The following is a 22,602-nucleotide window of genomic DNA, read 5'->3' on the forward strand; positions in this document are numbered from 1 at the left end:
CCGGCTCAGCTCCCGGCTGCACTCGGCCCATATGCGATGCGGGCTCCTGCCTTCAAAGCTTTGACATAGCGGGAAAACACCTCATTTTGAGACGTTCGCCTGCCCTTTAATGTGAATTGCTCAAACATCGCCTTCCGCTGGGCAGTGCTGATTTCAAACTGCACGCTTAACCCTGTTTGGCAGCGATTGTTGATGCTTGCAGGGTTTGTACCTGAAAGATATCCCCTTTCAGCCGCCAGCTCCGCAGAAAATCCGTGCTTCTCCAATGTCTCCGCAAACAACAAGGCGCGCCTTCGATCTGTCCCCCCGATGAGCGTATGCCGGCGGAAAGGCTCGTCATATCCGTGGAACGCCAGTATGTATCGATGTCCTGCAGCCATTCGCACGGCAAGCGGGCAGTCAAAATGGGCGCTTGTCACATGAAGACTCTTATTGCCGCGCCTTTTCAATCCTTCCAATAAATAAACCGAAGAACCCGCTGCAAAAGCCCTGACAATTTCACTGATGCCCGGTTCGATCCCGCCCCCGTGGGGAGCCATCACAAGCAGTGCGCTCCCTGCATCCCGCGCAGCTACCGAATAATCGGTTCCTTCTATTTCATTTTTTGCCATCTCTGTAAAGCTGCCGTATTGGTCAGTTAAAGCCTGCTTCATCTCTTGATTTTTTGCACCTGCCTGTCCTGTTTTTATGTAGTGTACCGGGAGTCGCAGCGGTTGTAAATATGTTCCCTCTAGGAAAATAAAAATCTCTTTATGAGATTTAAAAGATTAAAGCAATTGAACCAAAATCGAAAATCACCTAAGGCACGAAAATAATTCTTCTAGTAAACACGTCGGTTTTAGAACAAGCAAATACGAAATATGCTTAACAAAGTGAGGTTGCCGGCTGGCAGCCTTTTTTATTTGTGATCCTATCCTCTTGATTGCAGCCCTTATGAAAACGCTCCAAATATGATATATGGCGATTAATTAGGTCTCGAAAAACACCTTAGGAATTTTTCAGAACGCTCTCTCCACTCCCCCCTTCCACACAAACTTTAACCCCAAAATCTCATTAATAACTCACAACCGGATATTTTTCTGATATCATGAATATACACTGCATGATTAGGAATGAATGTTTAATGATTAAAAAAACTCTCGGTACCATGTTCGCAGTGACTATGATCTTTCTGTTGATCCTCACTGTGTTTACGCTCTTATTCGGGTCTTATTATTTCGGCGTTGCCGGCTTTTTCGCGATTTTCGGCGTGACATACGAATCGCCCTGGTCGCTCTTCTGGTATATCCTTTTATCCTTTGGCCTCGGCGCGCTGTTTGAAATCCCGGAAAAGATTTTGAGCTTTATGATCGGTCATAAAGCTGTGACCTTTATGATCGAATGTTTTTTTACGTGGCTTGCCATCCATCTCGCTGATGAATTGATGGACAGCATCACCATCCCGCTGGATGTGGAAATCATCGCCTGTCTGTTTTTATTCGTCATTCAGCTGGCATTTGAAGACAACAAAGAAAGAAACCGGACATACGAGGATTGAGAAACATTCGCGAAGGGAGAATAGAACTGTGACGTTTATCATTTTAATGGCCGGATTGTTTCTTTTTATTCAACTCAAAAAACCGTTCCGCAAGAAAATCTTCGGCTACGTTTTTTTGGCCGTTTATTTAACGGTGCTCGCACTCTATACCATCAATTCAACTTTTGTTCACCTCATATCTGACAGCCTTTTGTCGATCTTGGCAGTGATCGCTGTGGCGCCGCTGCTTGCCGGCTTTCTTAAGCCTTCAGCGGATTCCCGGTGAACCGAATATGGACAAATCGTCCTTTTTTTAAAACAGGCCTTCAAAAAAGGTCTTTTTTTTCGTTAAAATTATATAGACCGATCAGTATAAAATCATAAGGGAATGATAGGATGGCAGAAAAAATGAGCAGCCGCGACAAAATATTGCGGGCGGCTTCACGATTGTTCCGCAAACAAGGCTACCATGCCACAGGTCTGAGCCAAATCACAGCCGAAAGCGGAGCGCCGCGGGGATCGCTTTATTATTATTTTCCCGGCGGCAAAGAAGAACTGGCGCAAGAGGCGATTCAATTAACCGGGGAAAGAATCAAAGCGTATATATTGTCAGCGATCAGCCGAGAAGCTGATCCTGTCAAGGCGTTTCAATCTTATATCCAGATGATGGCTGACGGAATCGAGGAATACATCATGGAAGAAAACGATGATATTCCGATCGTATCCGTCGCCGCAGAAACGTGGTCGTTCAGCGAAAGGCTCCGCCAAACTTGTGAACAGGTTTATCAAGACTGGCAGCTTGTCTATCAGGATAAACTGCTCCAGTCAGGCTACGCGCCGGAAACGGCCGAGACGCTGAGCGTCGCGATACAGGCGATGATTGAGGGTGCGTATGTGCTCTCAGTGACGAAAAAAAACGGTCGGCCCCTCAGTGCAGCCGCCGAACAAATTCCTTTTTTACTAAAACGATCATAAAGGGTGGGAAATGCAAATGGAACATGCTAAAAAAGGCTCCTTCATGATTATCGCCATTTTAATCGTCGGAAATTTTCTCGCTCTGATTAATGAGACGGTCATGAATGTGGCTTTGCCGAAGATCATCGACGATTTCGGCATTTCAGCGAATACGGCCCAGTGGCTGTCAACCGGATATATGCTCATGATCGGCATCGCCGTGCCGATTACTGCGTTTTTAATGCAGCGCTTTACGACAAGGCAGTTGTTTCTGTCTGCGATGACATTATTTACGGCGGGAACCTTTCTGGCCGGAATCGCTCCGGTCTTCCCGCTCGTTCTCGCCGGACGGATCATCCAAGGCTCGGGTACAGGTTTGATACTGCCGCTTGTGATGAATGTGATATTGACTTTGATTCCGCCGCAAAAACGCGGAACGATGACCGGAATCCTAACGCTCGTTATTTTATTTGCCCCGGCGATCGGTCCGGTCATCTCAGGCTATATTGTCGAGCATTATTCATGGCGCGTTGTTTTCTTCATGATGCTGCCAGTATCGGTTTTCATGATTTTTTATGCGGCGTTCTGCTTGAAAAATGTAACCGAACTGACGTATCCGAAAATTGACATATTATCTATTCTTTTATCGACTGTCGGGTTTGGCGGAATCGTTTTCGGCTTCAGCAACGCCGGGGAAGCTGCAGGCTGGAGCAGTCCGAAAGTGATCATCGGACTGGCAGCCGGTGTCATCGGATTAATATTGTTCGTCATGCGCCAGCTCAAATTGAAAGTGCCGATGCTTGATATGAGGCCGTTTCAGTCAAAAATATTTTCCGTCTCGGTTATCCTGATGTGGATCGTGATGATGCTACAGTTTTCGATGATGCTGATTTTGCCGCTTTACTTCCAGATGGCGCTTGAGCTGTCACCGCTTTATACAGGCATTCTTATGCTGCCGGGCGGCCTTGTCCTGGCGATGACATCTCTTGTTGCAGGACGCCTGTTTGATAAGCTTGGCTTTAAACCGCTGTTGATCACCGGGTTGATCATTGTGATTGCCGTCCTTTCGCTGTTTACGAATATTTCAAGCGATACGCCGATGGCGGCGGGAATGATGCTGTACGCCGGCTTCACACTCGGCGTCGGGTTAACGATGGCTCCGATCATGACGCTCGGTTTAAACCAGGTGCCCAAACCGCTGTACCCGCATGGCTCGGCGATTATGAATACGGTCAATCAAGTGTCAGGGGCCATCGGTCCGGCATTGTACACGACAATTCTGACGACCGTTTCGAATCGCTTTATCGCGCATTCTTCAGGAGCCAGCCGTCAGGAGCTGCACATGCAAGGTATGACAGAAGGCGTTCATATGGTTTATTTCGTAGCCATCGTCTTTGCAGCAGCTGCTCTTGTGATTTCGGTTTTTGTGAAAAGCAGTCGCGGGGAACATCATCCAGCATAAACATCGATCCATCAAAAAAATGCAGGAGGCATGAAGCGCCTCCTGCATTTTTTGATATTAGTTTAAAATTTTGACCTTTACGGTTTTGACGCCCCAATTGAAAGCGTCTTTTTTATCTGGAATAAATACGTCTATTTTATGGCCTTTAATGGCGCCTCCGGTGTCTTCAGCCGTCGCTTCGCCGTAGCCTTCCACATATACTTTCGTACCGAGCGGAATCACGCTTGGATCAACCGCGATGACTTTTGCATCACGGTTCGCATTCAGGTCGACTCCCGTTTTTGTGATGCCTGAAATGCCCCCGTCATTTGCCGTATACGCAGTTGCTGTCACTGTGATTTCCTTTTGCACGTTGACAGGCTGATCGTTTTGTTTTTGCGCGGACTCTTGTTTCACAGGCGCTGCAGCAGCAGCCTCTCCTGCTTCTCCATTTATCGCAATCGTTTGCCCTGCAATAATCAGGTCCGACTTCAGATTGTTCCGTTTTTGAAGATCGCTTACAGTTACACCGAACTCTTTTGCGATTTTTGAGAGCGTGTCCCCTAGCTGAACGGTGTACTGCTTTTCTTCAGATTTTTCTTCTTGAGAAGAAATGTTCAGCTTTTGACCCGGTAAAATCAGATCTGATGAAAGCTGATTCCATTTTTTTAAGTCCTTGAGGTTCATTCCGTAGTTTTGAGAAATCCCCCAGAGCGTGTCTCCTTTTTGAACTTCGATTTCTTTTGCTGAGGCAGTCGCTCCGAATGCAGTCGCCGACATAGCTGCGGCTGCAGCCAAGGACATGATTGTCTTCTTCATAAGTTAAATCCTCCCTTGTTAGCCCTTTTGAAACTAACAGGGAAAATCGTAACACAGCAAAATGTCACCGCTATGACAGATTGATGCGAATTTCGTTACAGTTTTTTTACTGATAAAGTTTGATTTTATGTAAAATTCTGATTTTCAACAACATGATTCCTTTATGTTTCAGACGTCCTCTTTCCTGCTCTTGACGCTGGTTCAAGCTGGAATTCTTTTTCAGTATAAGATGTTTTTTCAACATGAAGCTTTTGTGTTTATGAGAAGAGAAATTCGGGAAAACGAATCAATAGACGTAATTTATTTTCCTAAACATATAACCCCAGTCGCTTTTATGTCGTCATATATTAGAAAACAGCGAAGGAAAATTTTTCTCGCAAATCTCTTGTAATCCATCTGTAATTATTGTAACATTTGTAACATAAGAGATATATTTAAGGAGAGAGGAACATGAAAAAGTTAATCGTTTGTTTATTAGCTGTTTTACTCATCTTACCTGCCGGAGCATCTCTCGCAGCGAAAAACCAAACATCAGGGAATTTAACAAATAAACAAGTCATGCAAATGACTTTGCAGGCACGGGAGCACTTTTGGAATACGATGAGCGGCCACAATCCAAAAGCGAAAAACTCAACTTGCCAAACCAAAACATTTGAATACCGCGGTCTTCCATATACGTATATGTGCAGTGAATTCAGCACAAAAGCAAAGTTAACAGATTACTTGGCACCGGTTTTCACAAAAGACGCCATTAAAAAAGGATTTGAAAAATACAACATTATGTCTTATAAAGGAAAAATGGCCGTTCCTGTCGGCGATGGGGACAACCTCTTAGGATGGGACAAAGCAACAATCAAACTGATTTCTCAAAAAAACAATACCCGCACCTATGAATTTTCCGTACCGGCATTGGATGGATCGGTGACTGCGAAAAGAAAGATCACGTTTGTGAAAGAAGACAACAAATGGAAAATCAATCAGCTCGATGCTGCCATCTAAACGAAAAAAGCTAATGTCTAAAAACGGACATTAGCTTTTTTCCGTCAAACGGTCAGCTCAACGATGTTGCCGTCAGGATCCAGGATGACGCTTTCATAATACCCGTCACCCGTGACGCGCGGCTTTCCGGCAACCTGGTATCCTTCCTTTTCAAAGCGGCTCGTCATCTCGTCAACCTCTTGCCGCGACCCTAAGGAAAACGCCATATGTGCATAGCCGGAAGCGTTTTCCTCTCCTTTTGCAAGGTCGGGACGTCTCATCAGCTCAAGCCGTGTTCCCGATTCAAACTGAATGAAATAGGATTCGAAATGCTTTTTCGGATTGACGTATTTTTCATTCGCCTTTCCGTGAAAAAACCGGGTATAAAAGTCTTTCATTTCCTCTAAATTGTTCGTCCATATAGCGATGTGTTCGATTTTCATAAAATCTCCCTCCCATTTCATCATACCATATAGACCCTCTGCCTTTTTTTACACCTTTTTAAATTGATAAGTATTCATAAAAATCCCGATGCAGATCATGAAGGCGCCGATCAGGATGCTGATTGTGACCGGTTCATGCAGCTGCAGCCAGCCGAATAAAAGGCCTAATACGGGAACAAACATTAAAGCCATCGATGCTTTTGACGCTTCGATTTGATTCAGGATCCAAAACCAAATGACGAACGTCAAAGCCGTAGAGAATAAACCGTTAAATAAAAGAGATAAGATCGCTTCATTTGACCAGTGAATCGGCCGGGACGGTTCCAGTATAAAAGAGAAGATCAGTAACATCACCGCCCCTGTTAGAAGCTGCCATGCATTCATATGAATCATATCTGTATCTTTAAATTTCAGTTTGCTGTATACATTGGCGATGCCCCAGCTGAGCGCTGCGATTAAAACACAAAGCTCTCCAAATATGACATTTTGATCAACATGCAGAATCCCTCCTCCTAATATAAACAAAAGACCGATCAACCCGGAAAATAAACCGAGCATTTTATACACATTGATTTTCTCGTTTAATTTAAAATGACTGATGACAGTGACAAAAATCGGCATGGTATACACCAATACAGACGTTTTTCCCGAATCGACAAACTGCATGCCGTAAGTTAACACCCCCATATAACCTAAACCCATCAATAAACTCATCACCAGATAATGCTTGATATTCTCCTTTCCTATTGAACGCTTCCTTCCTTTGATCAAGAGAATTACAAACAAAGGAACGGCTCCAATGAACAGCCGCAGTGCCGAAAATAAAACAGGGGGAATGTCAGTGATTGCGATTTTCATCGTCACCCAGGTATACCCCCAAATAAGCGTTACAGAGATGATCCCCAACAGTACTTTAAACATAAACCGTCACCTTTCTTCTTTGTTTCATGTACAGCATATGCTATATTGGATGATAACTGAAATACATTTTTATTATCGGAGGTATAACCATTTGGTTATGAACATGAACAGCCTTCACATCTTTGTGAAAGTCGCGGAGACACTAAATATGACAGAAGCCGCCAACGAGCTGTATATTTCACAGCCGGCCGTGAGCAAAGCCATAAAAACCATGGAAACGTCGCTCGGGGTCAAATTGTTGATTCGGGATAAACAGAACAAGTTAAAGCTTACTGACGCGGGAAAGGAAATCGCCGTACTGGCCAGACAGATGATTGTGATTGAAAACAAAATATACCAAGTGGCCGATCAAGAAAATCATCTGCTCAGGGGGAAAGTCAAAGTTGGCTCGTTCCCCGCCGTCTCAGCGAATATTTTGCCGCAGGCTATCGCCTCCTTCAAGTCAAAGTATCCGCTCGTACAAATCGAGCTGGTCGAAGGAACCTCCGACCAAATCAAGCAATGGGTCGAAACACGCCTGGTTGATTTAGGCATCGTCGCCTCTCCCTTTGACGGTTTCGAAAGTCAAGTATTGTTTCAAGACCGGATGGCGGCCGTCATCCCTGAGCAATATCATCACTTAAAAGACGCACCTTTCATTGATCTGAAAAAACATCAAAATGAATTGATCTTTTGCAAGGGCGGGCACGAAGTCGCGGTATCTCAAATCTTTCAAAAACACCGCCTCGAATTAAAAGAAAATCTGACTGTGCAAAACGCGGAAACATTGGTCAATATGGTCAATAACAACTTGGGGATCGGCTTGATTTCTAACTTTTCGCTTTCCTCCGTATCCCATCGGTTGATCAAAAAAGACATCTCTCCTCAAATTATCCGCGAGGTCGGCATGATTACACCCTCATTTGAAGAAGCAACACCGGCGGCTGCCGAGTTTATGAAAATGATCATCGAGTCGGAAACGGTTCGATCATTTTCGTAAACAGAAAACGCCTCAGCACCGATCAAAGGGCTGAGGCGTTTTTTAAAAAATGCTCATCAATCATGGAAATTCGTTCCGTCCGTCGTTTCTTTAACAATTCCGGCGCGGATGACGAAATCTCCGAAATGTTCTCCTTCATTGCGTTCTTTCGCATAGCGCGGAAGAATGTCGCGAAGTTCTTTTAATATTTCTTCTTCACCGATGTTTTCCCGGTACATTTTGCTCAGACGGCTGCCGTCAAAAGCGGCGCCGAGGTACATGTTGTACTTGCCAGGGGCTTTTCCGATGAAGCCGATTTCGCCGAGCGCATGGCGGGCGCAGCCGTTCGGGCATCCCGTCATGCGGATGGTAATCTCTTCATTCTTCAAGCCGGTTTCTTCAATGATTTCATCAATTTTGTCAATCAGCTTTGGCAAATATCGTTCCGCTTCGGCCATCGCCAATCCGCACGTCGGCAGTGCGACGCATGCGATCGAGCTGCGGCGGAGCGCTGTATAATGCCTGCCGTCAGTCAAACCAAACTGTTCGATCAGTTCGCTGATCTTTTTCTTCTTTTGGCTTGTGACATTGGCAATGATCAAGTTTTGATTGGCTGTGAGGCGGATATCGCCGGTATGAACTTTGGCGATCTCCCTTAAGCCGGTCATCAGCTTGTAATCATCATAATCAGTGACGCGGCCGCCCTCAACAAACATTGTAAAGTGCCATCTTCCGTTTACACCCTTTACCCAGCCGTAGCGGTCGCCGTTATGCTCGAAATGATACGGCTTTGCTTCAGCGAGGCTCCAGTCGAGGCGGTTTTCCAGCTCGTTTTTGACCGTTTCCAAGCCGAGGCGGTCAATTGTGTACTTGAAGCGGGCATTTTTGCGAACCGAGCGGTTTCCGTAGTCCCGCTGAATCGTAATCGTTTTTTCGGCGACATCATATAACTGATCAGGCTTACAGAAGCCAATGACTTTGGCAAGCTGCGGATACGTTGCTTTGTCTCCATGGGTCATGCCCATACCGCCGCCGATCGCGACGTTGAAGCCGATGAGTTTGTCATCCTCCACAATCGCGATAAACCCAAGATCCTGGGAAAATACGTCGATATCATTTGACGGCGGAACGGCGATGCCGATTTTGAATTTCCGCGGCAGATACAGCGGTCCGTACATCGGTTCGACTTCTTCCGCATCAGGCGTGCCGGCCACTTTTTCTTCATCAAGCCAGATTTCATGATACGCACGTGTGCGCGGCAGGAGGTCATCACTCAGCTTTTTCGACCATTCATACACTTCTCTGTGGATTTCTGATTGATACGGATTGGAAGCGCACATGACGTTCCGGTTAACATCCCCGCATGCTGCAATCGTATCCAGCATGGCTGAATGGATCGATTGAATCGTTTTTTTCATGTTCCATTTTAAAATGCCGTGCATTTGGAAGGTTTCCCGGGTTGTCAGCTTCAATGTGCCATTTCCGTATTTCCGGGCAAGCTCATCCATGACAAGCCACTGCTCAGGCGTTGCGACACCGCCCGGCATCCGGACGCGCAGCATGAACTGATACGCCGGCTCAAGCTTTTGCTTTTGACGCTCATTGCGGAGATCGCGGTCATCCTGCAAATAGCTGCCATGATGCTTCATCAGACGGTTGTCGTCATCGGAAATTCCGGCTGAAAGCGGCTCAAGCATCGATTCCTTCAGGGTGCCGCGCAAATAGTTGCTTTCTTTCTTAATGCGTTCTACATCACTCGGCGGGCCTTCAGGCGCTTTTAATATTTCGTTCCCCATGTTGAAAAAGTCCCCTTTCAATCAAAATCAGTATACATCGCGCTGATAACGTTTTTGCTTTTTCATTTCTGCCAGATAGGCTTCAGCTTCCTCGCGGCTTTTGCCGCCTTCTTTTTCGATAATTTCAAGCAATGCGTTCTGAACATCTTTGGCCATGTTGTTCTTGTCGCCGCAAACGTAGAAAGCCGCTCCTTCTTCAAGCCACTCAAACAGTTCTTTGCTGTGCTTAAGCATGCGGTGCTGTACATACACTTTTTCTTCCGTATCCCGCGAGAACGCGACATCCATTTTTGTCAGCACGCCGTCACTCAGCCACTTTTGCCATTCTGTCTGATATAAGAAATCGGTGACGAAATGCTGATCGCCGAAGAACATCCACGATTTCCCCGATGCTCCGGTTTCTTCGCGCTCCTGCATAAATGACCTAAACGGCGCAACACCTGTGCCCGGACCGACCATGATAATCGGAGCCTCCGGATTTTCAGGCAGCTTAAAGTTTTTATTCGGCTGAATAAAAACAGGCAGCGTGTCGCCAGGCTGAAGGCGTTCAGCACATAAAACCGAGCAGACTCCTTTTCGGTCTCTGCCGTGCGTATTGTAGCGGACAGCGCCGATCGTCAAATGCACCTCATCCGGATTTGCAGCGAAGCTTGATGCGATCGAATAAAGACGCGGCGGAATTTTTCGAAGAATCGAAACAAATTCCTGCGGAGCTGCTGCGATCGGACCGAAATCCTGAACGAAATCAATCAGGTCGCGGCCTGCGATATATGCTTTTAATTGATCCGCGTTTTCCTGAGCGGCAAGCTCGCGCAGCTTTTCATTTGCAATGAGTTCTGCCGCCTGCTGAATAAATTTTTTTGTCAGCACCGTAATTTCATAGTAAGAAGTCAACGCTTCTTTCAGGGAAAGGTTTTCCCCTTGATCAACCGTGACGGTAGCATTCGGATCCCATTTCAGCTCGGCCAGCAGCATGTCGACGAGTTCCGGGTCATTTTCCGGAAAAATGCCGAGCGCATCGCCAGGTTCATAAGTCAGGCCTGAGCCTTCGAGCGATAATTCAAGGTGGCGCGTTTCTTTATTTGATCCGCGGCCGTTTAAATTCAAATTTTCCAGCACTTCCGCTCTGAACGGATTTTTTCTCGAATATACCGTTTCTCCTCCTGCTGCTTGCGGTGCTGCCGTTTGAGCAGGTGCTGAGCTTGCGCCCTGTTCCTGTCCTTCGTTTAAGCTTGAGATGACACCCTCAAGCCACGCTGCAGCCGGTTCATCATAATCGAGATCGCAATCGACGCGCGGATGGAGCCTTGTGCCCCCCAGCTCACCAAGCCGCTGATCAAACTCTTTTCCGGTCTGGCAGAAAAATTCATACGACGTGTCGCCAAGAGCCAGCACAGAATAACGGAAATCATCGAGCTTCGGAGCCCGTCTGCCATGGAGAAATTCATGGAATGACAGCGCGTTGTCCGGCGGATCCCCTTCTCCGTGCGTGCTGACGACGATGAGAAGGTTTTTTAATTTTTTCAATTGGTTCGGCTTAAAATCGCTCATTGCAGAGACGGTGACTTGAAAGCCCCGTTCTGTAAGCGTCTTAGCCGCGTTTTCAGCAAGTCCCTGTGCATTTCCTGTCTGCGACCCGAATAAAATGGTCACTTCTTTGGAAACAGGCTGGGCCGGACTTGCAGCCGGAGCTTCCGCCGGCAATGTTTCAAGCGCCGCCGCGGCATCGGCGGTTTGCACAGCCGCCAGATAACCGCTCAGCCAGGCTTTTTGTGATGCCGTCAAAGTTGGCAGAAGGCGGTTGAGGAGCTCTGCCTGCTCCTGGTTAAAAGGACTGTTCATTACCTGAAGTTGCAACGATATCCACCTCACTAAGGAATAAAAAAATTATGACTTGTTTGAAACGGAAAAGGATTACATTCATCATATATCCACTATTCCTATAAATCAAATCGGTTTTATTGACGCAAAACATCTGTCGATCACGGCTTTGCTGCAAAGAAATATTGTAAGCGCTCACTCACCACATCCCCTTTGCCGCTCGGCGTCAGCCTGCTTCAAACCAAACATTCCTAAAAAAGATTCTAATTTAAAGTTTACTGGAATACTCAACATTAGTAAAATATATATTAATTATCACAGCTATTAAAATTTTTAATAAAGGAGAGATTCGTGTGCATTATGATGCGCTGAAGACATTCGTTACCCTTGCAGAAGTCAAAAATTTCACAAAAACGGCCGAGCTTCTTCTCATGTCACAGCCGAGCGTGAGCATGCACATTAAAAATCTTGAAAAAGAGTTCCAGACGAAATTATTTGAACGCTCTCCGAAATATTTGAAAATCACGCCGACCGGTGAAATTTTATACGACCGCGCCAAACAAATGATCACCATATATGAACAAACGCGGCAGGACATTCTCGATCACCACAACTCGATCAAAGGCGAGCTGAAAATCGGTGCAAGCTTCACAATCGGCGAATACATTTTGCCATCGCTCTTGTTCGACCTTCAAAAAGAATATCCTGAGCTCGAACTCAAGGCGGTCATTGGAAACACGGAAGAAATCGTGCAGTCCGTCCGCCTGTACAAAGTGGACATCGGCTTGATCGAAGGCCAGACAAATGAAAAAGAGCTTTCTGTCCACGCCTTTATGCAGGACGAATTGTTTATCACCGCTTCAAGTAATCACCCGCTTGCCGCCAAACAGGACGTGACAATGGCCGATCTGCAAAATCAAACATGGGTAACACGCGAAGTCGGCTCAGGTACACGCGAATACTTAAACCATGTCATCCGTTCAAACGGTTTGAAAGTCAAGTCGTTTCTGACGATCAGCAGCAACCAGGGGATCAAAGAAACGCTCATGACAGGCATCGGCCTGTCACTCCTGTCTGAAAGCGTCATTGAAAGAGACGTGCAGCATGGAAACCTTTCCGTGATCCGGCTGAAAAATCAAACCTTTACCAGGACGCTTTCATATATATATTCACCCGTCATGCAAGACAAAAAAAATGTAAAAACCTTTATTAACGCTTTGAACCAAAGAACAGCTTCGGAATGATGATCCGTTCTTCCTGCCCGCTTCACGAAATGTTTGTTTTCGTTTGTCCAATGTGTGAATCATCACTGGAAACGATTGACTGCCGGCTGGAGATGCCATATCCTGGAACTATCACATAGGAAAAGAGATGATGGTTATGAAGTGGTTAAGTAAAAGTTTAGTTGCTTCATCATTACTGGCAGGTATGCTTGCTGTTTCGGGAAGTCCCATGCATGTACAAGCCCAGGAACTCTCTAAAACTGAAAGTCTCTCTTCTCACGCATCTGCACAAGGAATCTTCGCCCCTCAGGCGATCGTCATCAACAGGCCGATGAAAGTCGGACAGGAAGATCAATACGTCGGCATTTCAAACGTGTCCTACAGCGGCAGCGCCATTACCGTCAGCGTCACCTCGGACCGCGTGTACGTAAAAGCCGTCAGCCCAGGCAAAGCGACATTTTCGTATCTCAATTCATTGGGACAGCTGGTCATCAACAATATTACGGTCACCCGATAACACTTAAATCCGCGGGAGAAATCTGCTTCCCGCGGATGTTTGATCAACTCCAACATTCACCGCGTCTATTCTAAAATAAAAACACCAATCAGATAGAATTGGTGTTTTTGCCGTCAACGTATTTAATTATTTTCGCCGGATTGCCGCCGACGATGGCATTGTCCGGGACATCTTTTGTCACGACGGCTCCGGAAGCTATCACTGCATTGTCGCCGACCTTGACGCCGGGATTGATGACCGCTCTGCCGCCAATCCAGACGTTACGTCCGATGATGACAGGTATCCCGTACTCCGCACCGCTTATCCTTTCGAACGGATCAAGCGGATGGGTCGCCGTATAAATATGAACGCCCGGTCCGAGCATACAATGATCGCCTATCCGGATTTCGCATACATCGAGGAAAACACAGTCAAAATTGGCGAAGAAATTTTCCCCGACATGTATATTAAAACCGTAATCACAGCGAAACACCGGTTCGATGTGGAGCGTTTCCCCTGTTGAACCAAACAGCTCTTTGATCAGCTTGGTCCTTTTATTGTCGTCGATTTCGTTCGAATGGTTGAATTCATTCGTAATGTTGCGCGCCTTGAGTCTGTCATGGCACAGCACCGGATCAGAAGCAAGATAAAGCTCTCCGTCCAGCATTTTTTGCTTTTCTGTTTTCATTGGTTTTTTAGTCTCCTTAACTGCATTTTGATATTGGCTACATCAATTGCAACACGAGATTGAACACTTTTACAATAAAATAGACATTGATGAGCAGCAAAAGCAAGATAACAGCCTTCCGCTTCTCATGTTTAATTTCATAAACGAATTTCCACATAAAAAAGATTGCTAAAAATACGATTAAAATACTATCAACACTTTTAAGTATCAGATCCATCCAATTCCTGCTCCCTTTTGACTTCTATATAAGACAATATTTTCATAACGCGCGGCGTACTGCAAGACTCTTTCCCAGTTCTCAAAAAAAAAATCGAAAAACTGTTGACGAACCCATCTAATCTGCATATAATAGAACTTGTCAGCAAAACAAATACCCAGTGTTACATATCATGATTCCGTAGCTCAGCTGGGAGAGCGCTACCTTGACAGGGTAGAGGTCGCTGGTTCGAGCCCAGTCGGAATCATACCGACAAACCCTTGTATATCAAGGGTTTGTTTTTTTTATGCATTACTTTAAATACAACCTGATGAATTGAATTGTTGGCAAAAAACTTTTTTAATCAACGACAATGATGCTGCCGGAACATGTCAGCATGCTCCCCGAATCGGAGAGTACTCACAATAGAATGAAAAGACCTGTCCTTGACATGGCCCAAGTAGAAGACATGGAAAAGGTAATAAGTGAAGCAATGGAGTTTAATAATCCAGTTCAGTTTTCTGTATTTAAGCCGCTGCCAATGCTTAACGGACCGGAAACCGGGGAGATCGTTCAAATAGAGGGATATATCCATTACATAATCAGCTGCGAGCTGTTACAGGTCGTGGATTAAAAAGGAGACACCAATCTCAATAAATTCGAGGATGTTATTAAAGTAGAGGCAAAATAAAAAGCTCACCTTAATTGAGTTATGTGAGCTTTTTATTTTTAGTCTCACAAGGATGTTTTGATAAAAATTTATTAAAATCCGTTTCTAACTTTAATGCATTTATTTTCGCAAAAATTAAGTTTAACAAACTGGTCCCCTCGGAGATTTTTTCGAAATCTGTAATATTAATATCAATTATGTGTATTTTTTCTCTGGGATTTTCTTTTGCCGTATAGATCTTTTTTGTTAAACCTACACTATCTCTCCAACCGCTCCCTGTTAAACCATGGTATGAAAACATAATGCCTAAAGTAGTACAAGATGAGTTTAACAGAGACCAAAACTTCCCTACCCATGTTACTCCTATTTTTTTATTGTAATTCTTACATTCAGCTAAAAATGTGTCAAACTTCAAATCCAAGATACCCTGCTCCCTAAAAAATCTGCCTTTACTATTTAGGGTAATTATCTGATCTATTTCGTTTGTTGAGGTATGAATATTTTCTAAAACTTCAAAAACAGCAGATTTATTAAATAAGTATACCACCAATTCCTCTAATGCGTTTCCTTTTTCTTTTGTACTAACTTTCCTATTAGATTTATGAAGATACTTTAGACGCTCAAGTTTTTTATTATAAATGTCTTTTTCTTCATCTGTAAATTCAGTCATGGTTCTAAATATTTCTTCATTAGTATCAAAAACTTTTAGTAAAAATTCTTTTGCTGTGAAGCCTTTCATTTATCGAACACCACTTTGTATATAACTAATGAATTGTCTAAAAAGTTTAAAGGTGCGTCACATTCTTCACATGCTAACTCTTCAGGTATATCCTTTAAGGTTTTATAAAGACCGCCAGTGTATCTAGAACATGCAGGACAGTATACCTCATAATTTCGTTCTATAACACCACTAGATGATATATCTTCTAGAATTTTATACACTACACTCATCGGCAAATATGTTTTTCTAATAAATGCTCCTGGGTAAATTAATTGTCCTTTTTTATATCTCGAAAAAAGATCCAAAAAATCCTCAATCTGCTTATCCGTTAGTTTGAAGTTGTTGATCAACTTGTCTTTTACTTTCAATAATAGATCTGGTGACATTATTCATTCTCTCCATTTCTGTGCTACTACTGTAATAATACTGGAGAAGACTATATTGCCTATTCATATAATTAAAACTAAATTTAACTTTTGTTGCTTTTGATTTTGTTTCATTTGTCCATGTGAGTGAAATCCATGGCAAATCTGATGTTTCTTCAGTCTCTAAGATAAAAGTTTCTAGTATCTCTTTTATTTCTGGACTTTTGTTAAATAACTCAGCATTTGTTTTAATTAATTCTTTTAATTCTCCTAGTAATGGTAGATAATCATCATTATTACCTACTTCCAATTGGGCTTTTGCTCCGCTTTTAAGATTCATTAACTGACCACTTACAATTACATCCGTTTCTTCTAGTTTTGAAATATAATCAATAGCCCTTGTTAAATCAATAGGATTAAGTTGACATGCTAAATTAGTTTGTAACCAATCAACTATAAAGTCAATTTGTTTAACATAAAAGTATTCGTCTCTTCTTAAAAAGCTTTTAATTTTCCCTAATCTTATCTCGACAACATTTAGATCGTTAAAAAATACAACAAGAATAGGGTATTTTATCTCTCTTTTATTATTACCTTCAATAGGTAAAAAACCTGTTAAATGCCTGCTGAATTTATATATAGTAACTTTTTCATCAACAAGATACTTTGTTGGTACTACAATATTTGAAGTTTCCTCAAATAATGTATCGAAATTAAATGAATCAGAACAAAAATCTTGTATTTGTCCCTTTTCAAACATACTTTTAATTAAGTCTTCGGGAAAATTGTCAATTTCAAAAAGAACTGAGTATTTATAAGCCGATGTAAACTCACTTTTCTCAATTGCTCTTATAACTTCATCACTTTTATCTATAGCTTCACAAAGTTGAACAACTTCTGATTCTGTTTTAAATTCAGTTAAATCAACCGATTGTTCCTGCTCCGCCAACAAATGTTCTTTATAATGAATCAAACGAGATTGTTCCAATGATTTCAGCATATTACTGCAATATGTTTTTGTAGACGCTTCTTTAATTGTATCCTGTAAGCAAGCCTTGTAAACACTTTTGTCCATAATAGTCCGATCACCTCTAAGAATGTGTACTCCTATTATAGATAAACAAATGCGAGAAATAAAGAGATATTTATACTCTCATTCCTTTTTATTCTCCATCTGGAAATTCATTGTTCACAAAAAATTAAGCCTTGCTTCATTGATCATACTGCCGGTACTTTTTCCGGCCGGCTTCAAGTTGCTTCAACTGCAAAACATCAGTACGTCAAAGCCGGTTCACTTGTCCAATTTTTTAAACTGGTTTAATCCGTCCATCACTAATCAGCTTACTCATCCGCTGCTTATTCATTTTTAAAATTTTCTGAGCCTCCGGGGTGCCGAGGACTTCATTTTTTATAAAAGGACCAAAACAAATATAGTCTCTTTATCTATAGGTGGCAAACGTATGACAAAAAAACTTTTTCAAGAGACCTTTTCCCTCACAATTTCTTTTGAGCACTAACCTTGCAACTTATTAAGTGATTAAAACCGTATAAAAGACAACCCTTATGCTCAAATAAACCCTTTTAGGTTCTTCGGATGCATTGTTGTTATTCAAAGGAAGACAACTTTATTAATTTTGAGGATGTTGTTGTTAGAGAAATAAAGTAAGACCTATTATCCAAAGATCAACATAATTACGTCATGCCGTCCTTCATCTTAATCGTTTTTTGTTTCCTTTCTTGATTTATCCCTCCAAAATATTAATTCATTACACCTAGTATAATTTCATTACACACAAAATTTCGTGTGGTTCTTTTTTACTTTTATGCATACAATTCCGCAAATCACCTTGTTTTTCAAGTACAATGAGGTTGAATTATAATAAGAAGGGTGGCATTATCGTGAAAGAAAAGAAGCACAATGGTTTTAAGACATTTGTTATGGTACTGACATTAATATTGGTTTCACCTGTATTTTCAATATCAGTATCAGCGTCAGAACTAACTGACAACGAAAAACTACATACTGAAACTACTGGAGCATCTAAAGGAAATTCTGTACCCGATCAAAAACTGAACAGCGAAGAATTTAAGAATGTAAAGGTGAGTATGAATGATGTAAAGAAATTAGAAGCTTATCTTAAATTAAACGCAGATGGAACTCTTACCTTAGATCCATCTTATACTAAACTAGATATTTCACGTTCTGTCACCAACGAAGTTCAAGAATGGATTAAATACTTGAACGGTTTAGTAAAACAAAAAGAAGCTGTCATTAACTCTGATTTTAGTGTAAAAATTTTAGACAAAGACGGTAGTGTATTGACACTTGAGAATGGAAACAATAATAAAATGAAAGTAGCGAAAAAAGGCTGCGGTCGATCTGGTCATGATGTCTACTGGTGGGGATATAATCTTTATTTTGACTGTAATGAAACAAGAACACTATATCAATCATTTAAAGCAGGCGGTGGAGCAACCTCTGGTATTGCTTTAATATCAAGGGTTATACCCGTACCTCCTACACAATTAGCAAGCGTAATTTCCGGAGTAATCGGAGGCGGACTAGTTGGTTTTGGTCAAATGATTCAAGACGAACATGAAGGGCATGGTGTTAGAATACGTTTTACTGGACTCGGATATGCTGCTGTTCCAACTGGGGTTTTTCCACAATAAAAATGAAAGAGGGGAAACTATGACTTTCTTAGTTTTAATGGTAGGGTTATTTCTTTTCATTTACATGAAAGAACCATTCAGCAAAAAAGTGTATGCTTATGTTTACGTGGCTTTTTATTTAATGGTTTTAGCCCTATATATTATTAACACTACATTTGTAAATTTAATATCTAGCAGACTATTATTAATTGTAACAGTAATTGTCATTTCACCATTGTTCATCAGTTTCCTTAAATCCTCAAATGAATCTCGTTAGTTTCAAGATAGAGGAGCAGGCATAATGCCTGCTCCTTTTCGTTAGTTCAATAAAGCTTCAATTTTCGCTTTAGTTTTGGGTCCGTAAATACAGTCGACAAACAGTCTTATTTAACTCGAATTTTTTGTCCAGCATAAATCTTGTTTGCATTCTTGATGCTATTCCAAGACTGCAGCGTCTTAATTGATGTATTGAACCTTTTGGAGATTCCAGATAAAGTGTCGCCAGTTTTGATTGTGTAATATTGCTTATTATTTGATGCCTTTGATGCACTACCACTTATTTTTAATTTTTGGCCAACATAAATCTTATTAGGATCTTTAATATTGTTCAAACTCTGAAGAGCTTTGACAGTCGTGTTGTATTTCTTTGCGATAACAGAGAGTGCATCCCCTTTTTTGACAGTGTAAACCGTCTCCGTTTTAACTGGCTTTTTGTTTGAAACTGGTTTTACAGTAGCAGCTTTTTCAGTTGTCACGGCCACCATTGCCCGTAACCCGTCACGATAACAAATATTCATATCAACATTACCAGAAATACCTGACACCTTTCCGTTAGAAGAATACTGCCAGATATCCGCATGACGGCCAAGTGTGTTGTTATAACGAGCAACCCATAATGCAAATGGCTTCAGCTTGGATTCGTCAAGGCAATTCTCAAGGAAAGACTTACCGCTGTATATCATAGCGAAGTAACCAGCTTTTTCAAGCTCCCGCAAAAAGGCCACTGCTGCATCTGTCAAAACTGATTTACTGACATTCCGCTGATTGACTTCAAGATCTAGCACAAGCGGATATGTGAGACGGACCTTATTGGCAACTGACAAAAAGAACCTGGCCTCTGCCAATTCTTCTGACTTGGAACCGAATCTTGCAAAGTGGTAGGCTCCCGTTTTAATCCCCACAGCGTTAGCACCTGAAATATTCGTTACAAATTTATTGTCCTTTAATGTTGTCCCTTCTGTTGCTTTGATAAGGCGAATTTAATACCGTCCCCCGCAACTTTCTTCCAATTGATATTACCTTGCCAGTGTGATACGTCGATTCCTTTGATTCCCATTATTAAAATCCTCCTTTAAATTATTAAAAGGCTGCCAGCCGGCAACCTCATTTTGTTAATCCTTTTTGTTTCAGAACTTCTTTTTGCTGCTTTCCTTTACCGGTAACATAGTTGTTTTTAAACCAAGCGACCACCGTTGTGATGATTGTAAAAATCGTGGAGCCGGCCACATACAAAGCGTCGGCCACCGTATTGACCTGATCCTCGCTGATCGGCAAAGCTGATTTTCCAAACATGTTCAATGTCTGGTTTACCAATGCAATAAAAAGAAGCACCGTCCTGATGACCGTGCCTTTGTCTAAGTTTTTCATATTGTGTTTTCCTCCTTATTTTTGCAATAGATTATAAAAAACAGCGATTGCGCCGCCGATGATGCCGGTGCTGACCGCTGTAATGATCGCGCCGGTGATGCTGCGCTTGATCCAAGTTGTGTTTTCCTCGATCTTGTTCAGCTTTTCATTAATAGAGATAATCTGCTGATCATGGCGTTCAGAAGTTCTTTCCAGGGTGCTGACACGCTTCTCAAGCGTTTTCTGATCCGCCTTGATCTCTTTGATCTCTTTCTGAAATACTTCGTATTCGTTTGTTTGCGACATCTCCCTAAATCCTCCCGTTCTCACATCGTTTTCACCTCCTCCGAGGCAAAATAAAAACACCGTTTTTTTACGGTGTGATCTTACAAGAAATGAGTAACCACAAGGTTTTTAATTTTCACGTCTGTTTCTCCGTTATTGGTCAACATAAGCTGCGGAGAGGCAGCTAATAAATCAACCTTCTGAGCGTCCCGGTCACTATTTTCTAACACAATAACATCTTCATAATCCTTCAGTGTATAGTTGCTTGTTCCCGGGATAATGTAAGTCATTCGAACACTCAGATTCGTCTTTTCATAAAGATAAATCGCGAGTCCAAGCTGATGACCTGCCGATCGATTGAGGTTATGAAAGAAAAGGGAATTCAAAGTCAAAAGGAATTAGCTGAGTTGGTTGGTACTACAGAGGCAACAATAAGCAGATTTAAAACGAATAACAGATATGACATCACAACATTATTTATTATTAGTAGAGGATTAAACGTGCCTATAGAGTATGTTAAGGAGATTAAAGACGAACAGTAAACCATATAGTGCGGTAGGGCATGAAAAAGCGCATATAAAGAAAAAAGCCCGTCTCTGGTGAGCGGGCTATTATTCTATCATCGAGTACACAACTCATCTTTACATTCTTCTTTAGGTTCAGCATCCACTGTATATGACAATATTTCTTTATTTCCCGGATCATACAAACCTTCAAACTCTTTATCTCCGTTCGTATGCCCCTCTACTGTTATACCTCCCATTGGATTAATATAATAATCATCGGAAAAGTGGATATTATCAACATCTTTATAATTGGTTTTTAAAAACTTTTCCATATGATTCTGAGCTTCTTCAAATAAAGCAATCTCTTTTTCTTTTTGATCGTGCTGATGCTTCATAAAAAATCCCCCAACTGCTATAATTATTAAAATAAGGATAATTATGTACTTTTTCATTTGAAAATCAACCCTTTCTTATCCTATTTTACAAAAATAAAGAGGCGATGTATATGAGCGACAAGATAAAAGTTCCAAAAATAACAGATAAAACTTATTATACGCTAAGTCAAGAATCTTACAATCGCGATAGATTAGATAGTAAGTTAAAGACAGGGAAACCAATACAAACAGATCAAAAAACCTATTGGTTTGTCGAAAAGATTAAGAGAGACCATGATACAGGACTAGATGCCGTAGTTTTTTCCCAGGGCAAAAAAACTGAAGGTGGTAAGTGGGTAAAATCAGATAACCCTAAAAATGTCGTCGTAGCCTTCGCAGGAACTGATCCTAAAAGCCAATTCTTTCAAGATGTTGTTGACGCTGACGGCGGTAACGTTGTTATGGGTCTTGATCCGAAAAAGAAATCGCAATACATAATCGAAAAAGATGCGAAGGATACATCAAAAACAATAGGAAAATACAACGCAACCCCCTCACAAGACGCGATGCTTAGCACCGGTAAATACAAATTAATTACGAAAACGTCCCAAATCGGGCAAGCTGACGATCTGGTACGGGAAGTTAAACAAAAGTATAAAGGCACCTCGACGGTTATTTCAACAACCGGACACTCTCTTGGCGGCGCAGAGGCTGAATACAGCGCTGTGAACAATGATATATGCGCAGTCGCATTCAACAATCCTTCCGTCGTTAAATTGCATGCTGAAGAAAAGCAAAAGGAGATCCGAAGCGGCAAATATGACTCGTCTGTAAAAGCGATTGTCAATCCGGATGATATGACTGGTTCCGGCTGGTGGGATGAGTACGAACGACACGCAGGCAGAACAATATATACCAAAGACCCCTCTACTTCGCGTGTGGAACGACAAATACGACTAGATCCGAAGTATAACGGCGGTATATTTGGCACAGTGTTTAATGTCGCTGTAGACTACATTGCTACGACAGCAATGGGAATGCCGGATACACACGGACTCAACAAAGGCAACTTTACCTTCGACGAAAACGGCAATGTTCAAAATATAGAGGGCGATGAGCTCGTATACGATAAAAATTTAAAAGCAATGCTTCC

Annotated in this window: 26 protein-coding genes, 1 tRNA gene and 1 pseudogene; 13 read left to right on the forward strand and 15 right to left on the reverse strand. The window is 42.3% G+C overall.

Features of this window, described 5'->3' with window-relative positions; genetic code table 11:
• Positions 1-5: 5 nt before the first annotated feature.
• On the reverse strand, positions 6-653 hold the full coding sequence (locus tag LQ247_RS19555; protein ID WP_144498447.1) for a poly-gamma-glutamate hydrolase family protein: 648 nt from the start codon (positions 651-653) through the stop codon (positions 6-8).
• A 470-nt stretch (positions 654-1,123) separates the two neighbouring features.
• On the opposite strand from LQ247_RS19555, the gene LQ247_RS19560 reads away from it, so the two are divergent.
• From LQ247_RS19560 to LQ247_RS19575, 4 genes are all read left to right on the forward strand, one after another.
• Positions 1,124-1,537: a regulatory YrvL family protein gene (locus LQ247_RS19560; protein ID WP_020451002.1), complete on the forward strand. Its 414-nt coding sequence runs from the start codon at positions 1,124-1,126 to the stop codon at positions 1,535-1,537.
• Between the two features lie 28 nt (positions 1,538-1,565).
• A complete protein-coding gene (locus tag LQ247_RS19565; RefSeq protein WP_020451001.1) occupies positions 1,566-1,802 on the forward strand; it encodes a hypothetical protein in 237 nt (78 codons plus the stop codon).
• Between the two features lie 110 nt (positions 1,803-1,912).
• A complete protein-coding gene (locus LQ247_RS19570; protein ID WP_026579874.1) occupies positions 1,913-2,491 on the forward strand; it encodes a TetR/AcrR family transcriptional regulator in 579 nt (192 codons plus the stop codon).
• Between the two features lie 16 nt (positions 2,492-2,507).
• Positions 2,508-3,932 carry a DHA2 family efflux MFS transporter permease subunit gene (locus LQ247_RS19575; protein WP_231006466.1) on the forward strand — a complete coding sequence of 475 codons (1,425 nt, stop codon included), beginning with the start codon at positions 2,508-2,510 and terminating at the stop codon, positions 3,930-3,932.
• Between the two features lie 57 nt (positions 3,933-3,989).
• Here LQ247_RS19575 and LQ247_RS19580 read toward each other — a convergent pair whose 3' ends face one another.
• Complete coding sequence (locus LQ247_RS19580) at positions 3,990-4,730, reverse strand: 3D domain-containing protein (protein ID WP_025811608.1); 741 nt, start codon at positions 4,728-4,730, stop codon at positions 3,990-3,992.
• 450 nt (positions 4,731-5,180) lie between these two features.
• Here LQ247_RS19580 and LQ247_RS19585 point away from each other — a divergent pair, with 450 nt between their 5' ends.
• Positions 5,181-5,729, forward strand: a complete 549-nt coding sequence (locus tag LQ247_RS19585; protein ID WP_023856702.1) for an IseA DL-endopeptidase inhibitor family protein — start codon at positions 5,181-5,183, stop codon at positions 5,727-5,729.
• A 44-nt stretch (positions 5,730-5,773) separates the two neighbouring features.
• On the opposite strand, the gene LQ247_RS19590 is transcribed toward LQ247_RS19585, so the two are convergent.
• Positions 5,774-6,151, reverse strand: coding sequence for a VOC family protein (locus LQ247_RS19590; protein ID WP_023856701.1), 378 nt, complete (start codon positions 6,149-6,151; stop codon positions 5,774-5,776).
• Between the two features lie 48 nt (positions 6,152-6,199).
• Entirely contained in the window at positions 6,200-7,072 is an 873-nt protein-coding gene (locus tag LQ247_RS19595) for a DMT family transporter (RefSeq protein WP_023856700.1), read from the reverse strand.
• Between the two features lie 91 nt (positions 7,073-7,163).
• Between LQ247_RS19595 and LQ247_RS19600 the strand changes: the two genes are divergently transcribed.
• Positions 7,164-8,051, forward strand: coding sequence for a LysR family transcriptional regulator (locus LQ247_RS19600; RefSeq protein ID WP_101560734.1), 888 nt, complete (start codon positions 7,164-7,166; stop codon positions 8,049-8,051).
• A gap of 56 nt (positions 8,052-8,107) precedes the next feature.
• On the opposite strand, the gene cysI is transcribed toward LQ247_RS19600, so the two are convergent.
• Together cysI and LQ247_RS19610 are read right to left on the reverse strand one after the other, a co-directional pair.
• Positions 8,108-9,826 (reverse strand): assimilatory sulfite reductase (NADPH) hemoprotein subunit, encoded by a 1,719-nt coding sequence (cysI, locus tag LQ247_RS19605; RefSeq protein WP_144498449.1) that lies wholly within the window; start codon positions 9,824-9,826, stop codon positions 8,108-8,110.
• A gap of 27 nt (positions 9,827-9,853) precedes the next feature.
• Positions 9,854-11,683, reverse strand: coding sequence for an assimilatory sulfite reductase (NADPH) flavoprotein subunit (locus LQ247_RS19610; RefSeq protein ID WP_231006467.1), 1,830 nt, complete (start codon positions 11,681-11,683; stop codon positions 9,854-9,856).
• 317 nt (positions 11,684-12,000) lie between these two features.
• On the opposite strand from LQ247_RS19610, the gene LQ247_RS19615 reads away from it, so the two are divergent.
• The gene (locus tag LQ247_RS19615; protein ID WP_020450991.1) at positions 12,001-12,891 is read left to right on the forward strand and encodes a LysR family transcriptional regulator; all 891 of its coding nucleotides are present in this window, start codon (positions 12,001-12,003) and stop codon (positions 12,889-12,891) included.
• Between the two features lie 136 nt (positions 12,892-13,027).
• The gene (locus tag LQ247_RS19620) at positions 13,028-13,387 is read left to right on the forward strand and encodes a hypothetical protein (RefSeq protein ID WP_023856697.1); all 360 of its coding nucleotides are present in this window, start codon (positions 13,028-13,030) and stop codon (positions 13,385-13,387) included.
• Between the two features lie 88 nt (positions 13,388-13,475).
• On the opposite strand, the gene LQ247_RS19625 is transcribed toward LQ247_RS19620, so the two are convergent.
• Together LQ247_RS19625 and LQ247_RS19630 are read right to left on the reverse strand one after the other, a co-directional pair.
• Positions 13,476-14,054: a maltose acetyltransferase domain-containing protein gene (locus LQ247_RS19625; RefSeq protein ID WP_106070980.1), complete on the reverse strand. Its 579-nt coding sequence runs from the start codon at positions 14,052-14,054 to the stop codon at positions 13,476-13,478.
• 37 nt (positions 14,055-14,091) lie between these two features.
• Complete coding sequence (locus tag LQ247_RS19630; RefSeq protein ID WP_011197793.1) at positions 14,092-14,271, reverse strand: hypothetical protein; 180 nt, start codon at positions 14,269-14,271, stop codon at positions 14,092-14,094.
• Positions 14,272-14,445: 174 nt separating this feature from the next.
• Between LQ247_RS19630 and LQ247_RS19635 the strand changes: the two genes are divergently transcribed.
• Positions 14,446-14,518, forward strand: a tRNA-Val gene (locus LQ247_RS19635).
• A gap of 105 nt (positions 14,519-14,623) precedes the next feature.
• Positions 14,624-14,884 (forward strand): YolD-like family protein, encoded by a 261-nt coding sequence (locus tag LQ247_RS19640; RefSeq protein ID WP_231006468.1) that lies wholly within the window; start codon positions 14,624-14,626, stop codon positions 14,882-14,884.
• A gap of 76 nt (positions 14,885-14,960) precedes the next feature.
• Here the strand turns inward: LQ247_RS19640 and LQ247_RS19645 are convergent, their stop codons facing one another.
• Genes LQ247_RS19645 through LQ247_RS19655 form a run of 3 tightly spaced genes read right to left on the reverse strand, consistent with a single transcriptional unit; the run spans position 14,961 to position 17,081 of the window.
• Positions 14,961-15,659 carry an acetylglutamate semialdehyde dehydrogenase gene (locus LQ247_RS19645; RefSeq protein ID WP_231006469.1) on the reverse strand — a complete coding sequence of 233 codons (699 nt, stop codon included), beginning with the start codon at positions 15,657-15,659 and terminating at the stop codon, positions 14,961-14,963.
• A complete protein-coding gene (locus tag LQ247_RS19650) occupies positions 15,656-16,027 on the reverse strand; it encodes a hypothetical protein (protein ID WP_231006470.1) in 372 nt (123 codons plus the stop codon). The genes LQ247_RS19645 and LQ247_RS19650 overlap by 4 nt, the downstream gene beginning before the upstream one ends.
• Positions 15,963-17,081, reverse strand: coding sequence for a hypothetical protein (locus LQ247_RS19655; RefSeq protein ID WP_231006471.1), 1,119 nt, complete (start codon positions 17,079-17,081; stop codon positions 15,963-15,965). Before LQ247_RS19655 ends, LQ247_RS19650 begins: the two co-directional genes overlap by 65 nt.
• Positions 17,082-17,905: 824 nt before the next feature.
• Between LQ247_RS19655 and LQ247_RS19665 the strand changes: the two genes are divergently transcribed.
• Entirely contained in the window at positions 17,906-18,679 is a 774-nt protein-coding gene (locus LQ247_RS19665) for a hypothetical protein (RefSeq protein WP_231006472.1), read from the forward strand.
• Positions 18,680-19,041: 362 nt separating this feature from the next.
• Here LQ247_RS19665 and LQ247_RS22225 read toward each other — a convergent pair.
• The 3 genes and pseudogenes from LQ247_RS22225 to LQ247_RS19680 all read right to left on the reverse strand — a co-directional run bounded on the left by LQ247_RS22225 (position 19,042) and on the right by LQ247_RS19680 (position 20,590).
• Positions 19,042-19,994: pseudogene (locus LQ247_RS22225) on the reverse strand (GH25 family lysozyme).
• Between the two features lie 47 nt (positions 19,995-20,041).
• The gene (locus tag LQ247_RS19675) at positions 20,042-20,305 is read right to left on the reverse strand and encodes a phage holin (protein ID WP_144498946.1); all 264 of its coding nucleotides are present in this window, start codon (positions 20,303-20,305) and stop codon (positions 20,042-20,044) included.
• Between the two features lie 15 nt (positions 20,306-20,320).
• Positions 20,321-20,590 (reverse strand): hemolysin XhlA family protein, encoded by a 270-nt coding sequence (locus tag LQ247_RS19680; RefSeq protein ID WP_020450984.1) that lies wholly within the window; start codon positions 20,588-20,590, stop codon positions 20,321-20,323.
• Positions 20,591-20,934: 344 nt separating this feature from the next.
• Between LQ247_RS19680 and LQ247_RS19685 the strand changes: the two genes are divergently transcribed.
• On the forward strand, positions 20,935-21,111 hold the full coding sequence (locus LQ247_RS19685) for a helix-turn-helix domain-containing protein (RefSeq protein WP_044805482.1): 177 nt from the start codon (positions 20,935-20,937) through the stop codon (positions 21,109-21,111).
• A gap of 77 nt (positions 21,112-21,188) precedes the next feature.
• On the opposite strand, the gene LQ247_RS19690 is transcribed toward LQ247_RS19685, so the two are convergent.
• On the reverse strand, positions 21,189-21,527 hold the full coding sequence (locus tag LQ247_RS19690) for a DUF1433 domain-containing protein (protein ID WP_020450982.1): 339 nt from the start codon (positions 21,525-21,527) through the stop codon (positions 21,189-21,191).
• Between the two features lie 53 nt (positions 21,528-21,580).
• Between LQ247_RS19690 and LQ247_RS19695 the strand changes: the two genes are divergently transcribed.
• Positions 21,581-22,602: lipase family protein (locus LQ247_RS19695; RefSeq protein WP_231006473.1), on the forward strand; the 1,022-nt coding region annotated here is incomplete at its 3' end.

The sequence above is a fragment of the Bacillus sp. BS3(2021) genome (assembly GCF_021043345.1).
GTDB lineage: Bacteria > Bacillota > Bacilli > Bacillales > Bacillaceae > Bacillus > Bacillus paralicheniformis.

Coding starts and splice junctions, on each gene's coding strand:
- LQ247_RS19685 (WP_044805482.1), top strand. CDS start 20,935: ATGAAAGAAAAGGGAATTCAAAGTCAAAAGGAATTAGCTGAGTTGGTT.
- LQ247_RS19680 (WP_020450984.1), bottom strand. CDS start 20,590: ATGTCGCAAACAAACGAATACGAAGTATTTCAGAAAGAGATCAAAGAG.
- LQ247_RS19585 (WP_023856702.1), top strand. CDS start 5,181: ATGAAAAAGTTAATCGTTTGTTTATTAGCTGTTTTACTCATCTTACCT.
- LQ247_RS19630 (WP_011197793.1), bottom strand. CDS start 14,271: ATGGATCTGATACTTAAAAGTGTTGATAGTATTTTAATCGTATTTTTA.
- LQ247_RS19595 (WP_023856700.1), bottom strand. CDS start 7,072: ATGTTTAAAGTACTGTTGGGGATCATCTCTGTAACGCTTATTTGGGGG.
- LQ247_RS19625 (WP_106070980.1), bottom strand. CDS start 14,054: ATGAAAACAGAAAAGCAAAAAATGCTGGACGGAGAGCTTTATCTTGCT.
- LQ247_RS19690 (WP_020450982.1), bottom strand. CDS start 21,527: ATGAAAAAGTACATAATTATCCTTATTTTAATAATTATAGCAGTTGGG.
- LQ247_RS19560 (WP_020451002.1), top strand. CDS start 1,124: ATGATTAAAAAAACTCTCGGTACCATGTTCGCAGTGACTATGATCTTT.
- LQ247_RS19555 (WP_144498447.1), bottom strand. CDS start 653: ATGAAGCAGGCTTTAACTGACCAATACGGCAGCTTTACAGAGATGGCA.
- LQ247_RS19645 (WP_231006469.1), bottom strand. CDS start 15,659: ATGAAAGGCTTCACAGCAAAAGAATTTTTACTAAAAGTTTTTGATACT.
- LQ247_RS19580 (WP_025811608.1), bottom strand. CDS start 4,730: ATGAAGAAGACAATCATGTCCTTGGCTGCAGCCGCAGCTATGTCGGCG.
- LQ247_RS19655 (WP_231006471.1), bottom strand. CDS start 17,081: ATGGACAAAAGTGTTTACAAGGCTTGCTTACAGGATACAATTAAAGAA.
- LQ247_RS19620 (WP_023856697.1), top strand. CDS start 13,028: ATGAAGTGGTTAAGTAAAAGTTTAGTTGCTTCATCATTACTGGCAGGT.
- LQ247_RS19675 (WP_144498946.1), bottom strand. CDS start 20,305: ATGAAAAACTTAGACAAAGGCACGGTCATCAGGACGGTGCTTCTTTTT.
- LQ247_RS19590 (WP_023856701.1), bottom strand. CDS start 6,151: ATGAAAATCGAACACATCGCTATATGGACGAACAATTTAGAGGAAATG.
- LQ247_RS19640 (WP_231006468.1), top strand. CDS start 14,624: ATGATGCTGCCGGAACATGTCAGCATGCTCCCCGAATCGGAGAGTACT.
- LQ247_RS19570 (WP_026579874.1), top strand. CDS start 1,913: ATGGCAGAAAAAATGAGCAGCCGCGACAAAATATTGCGGGCGGCTTCA.
- LQ247_RS19575 (WP_231006466.1), top strand. CDS start 2,508: ATGGAACATGCTAAAAAAGGCTCCTTCATGATTATCGCCATTTTAATC.
- cysI (WP_144498449.1), bottom strand. CDS start 9,826: ATGGGGAACGAAATATTAAAAGCGCCTGAAGGCCCGCCGAGTGATGTA.
- LQ247_RS19650 (WP_231006470.1), bottom strand. CDS start 16,027: ATGTCACCAGATCTATTATTGAAAGTAAAAGACAAGTTGATCAACAAC.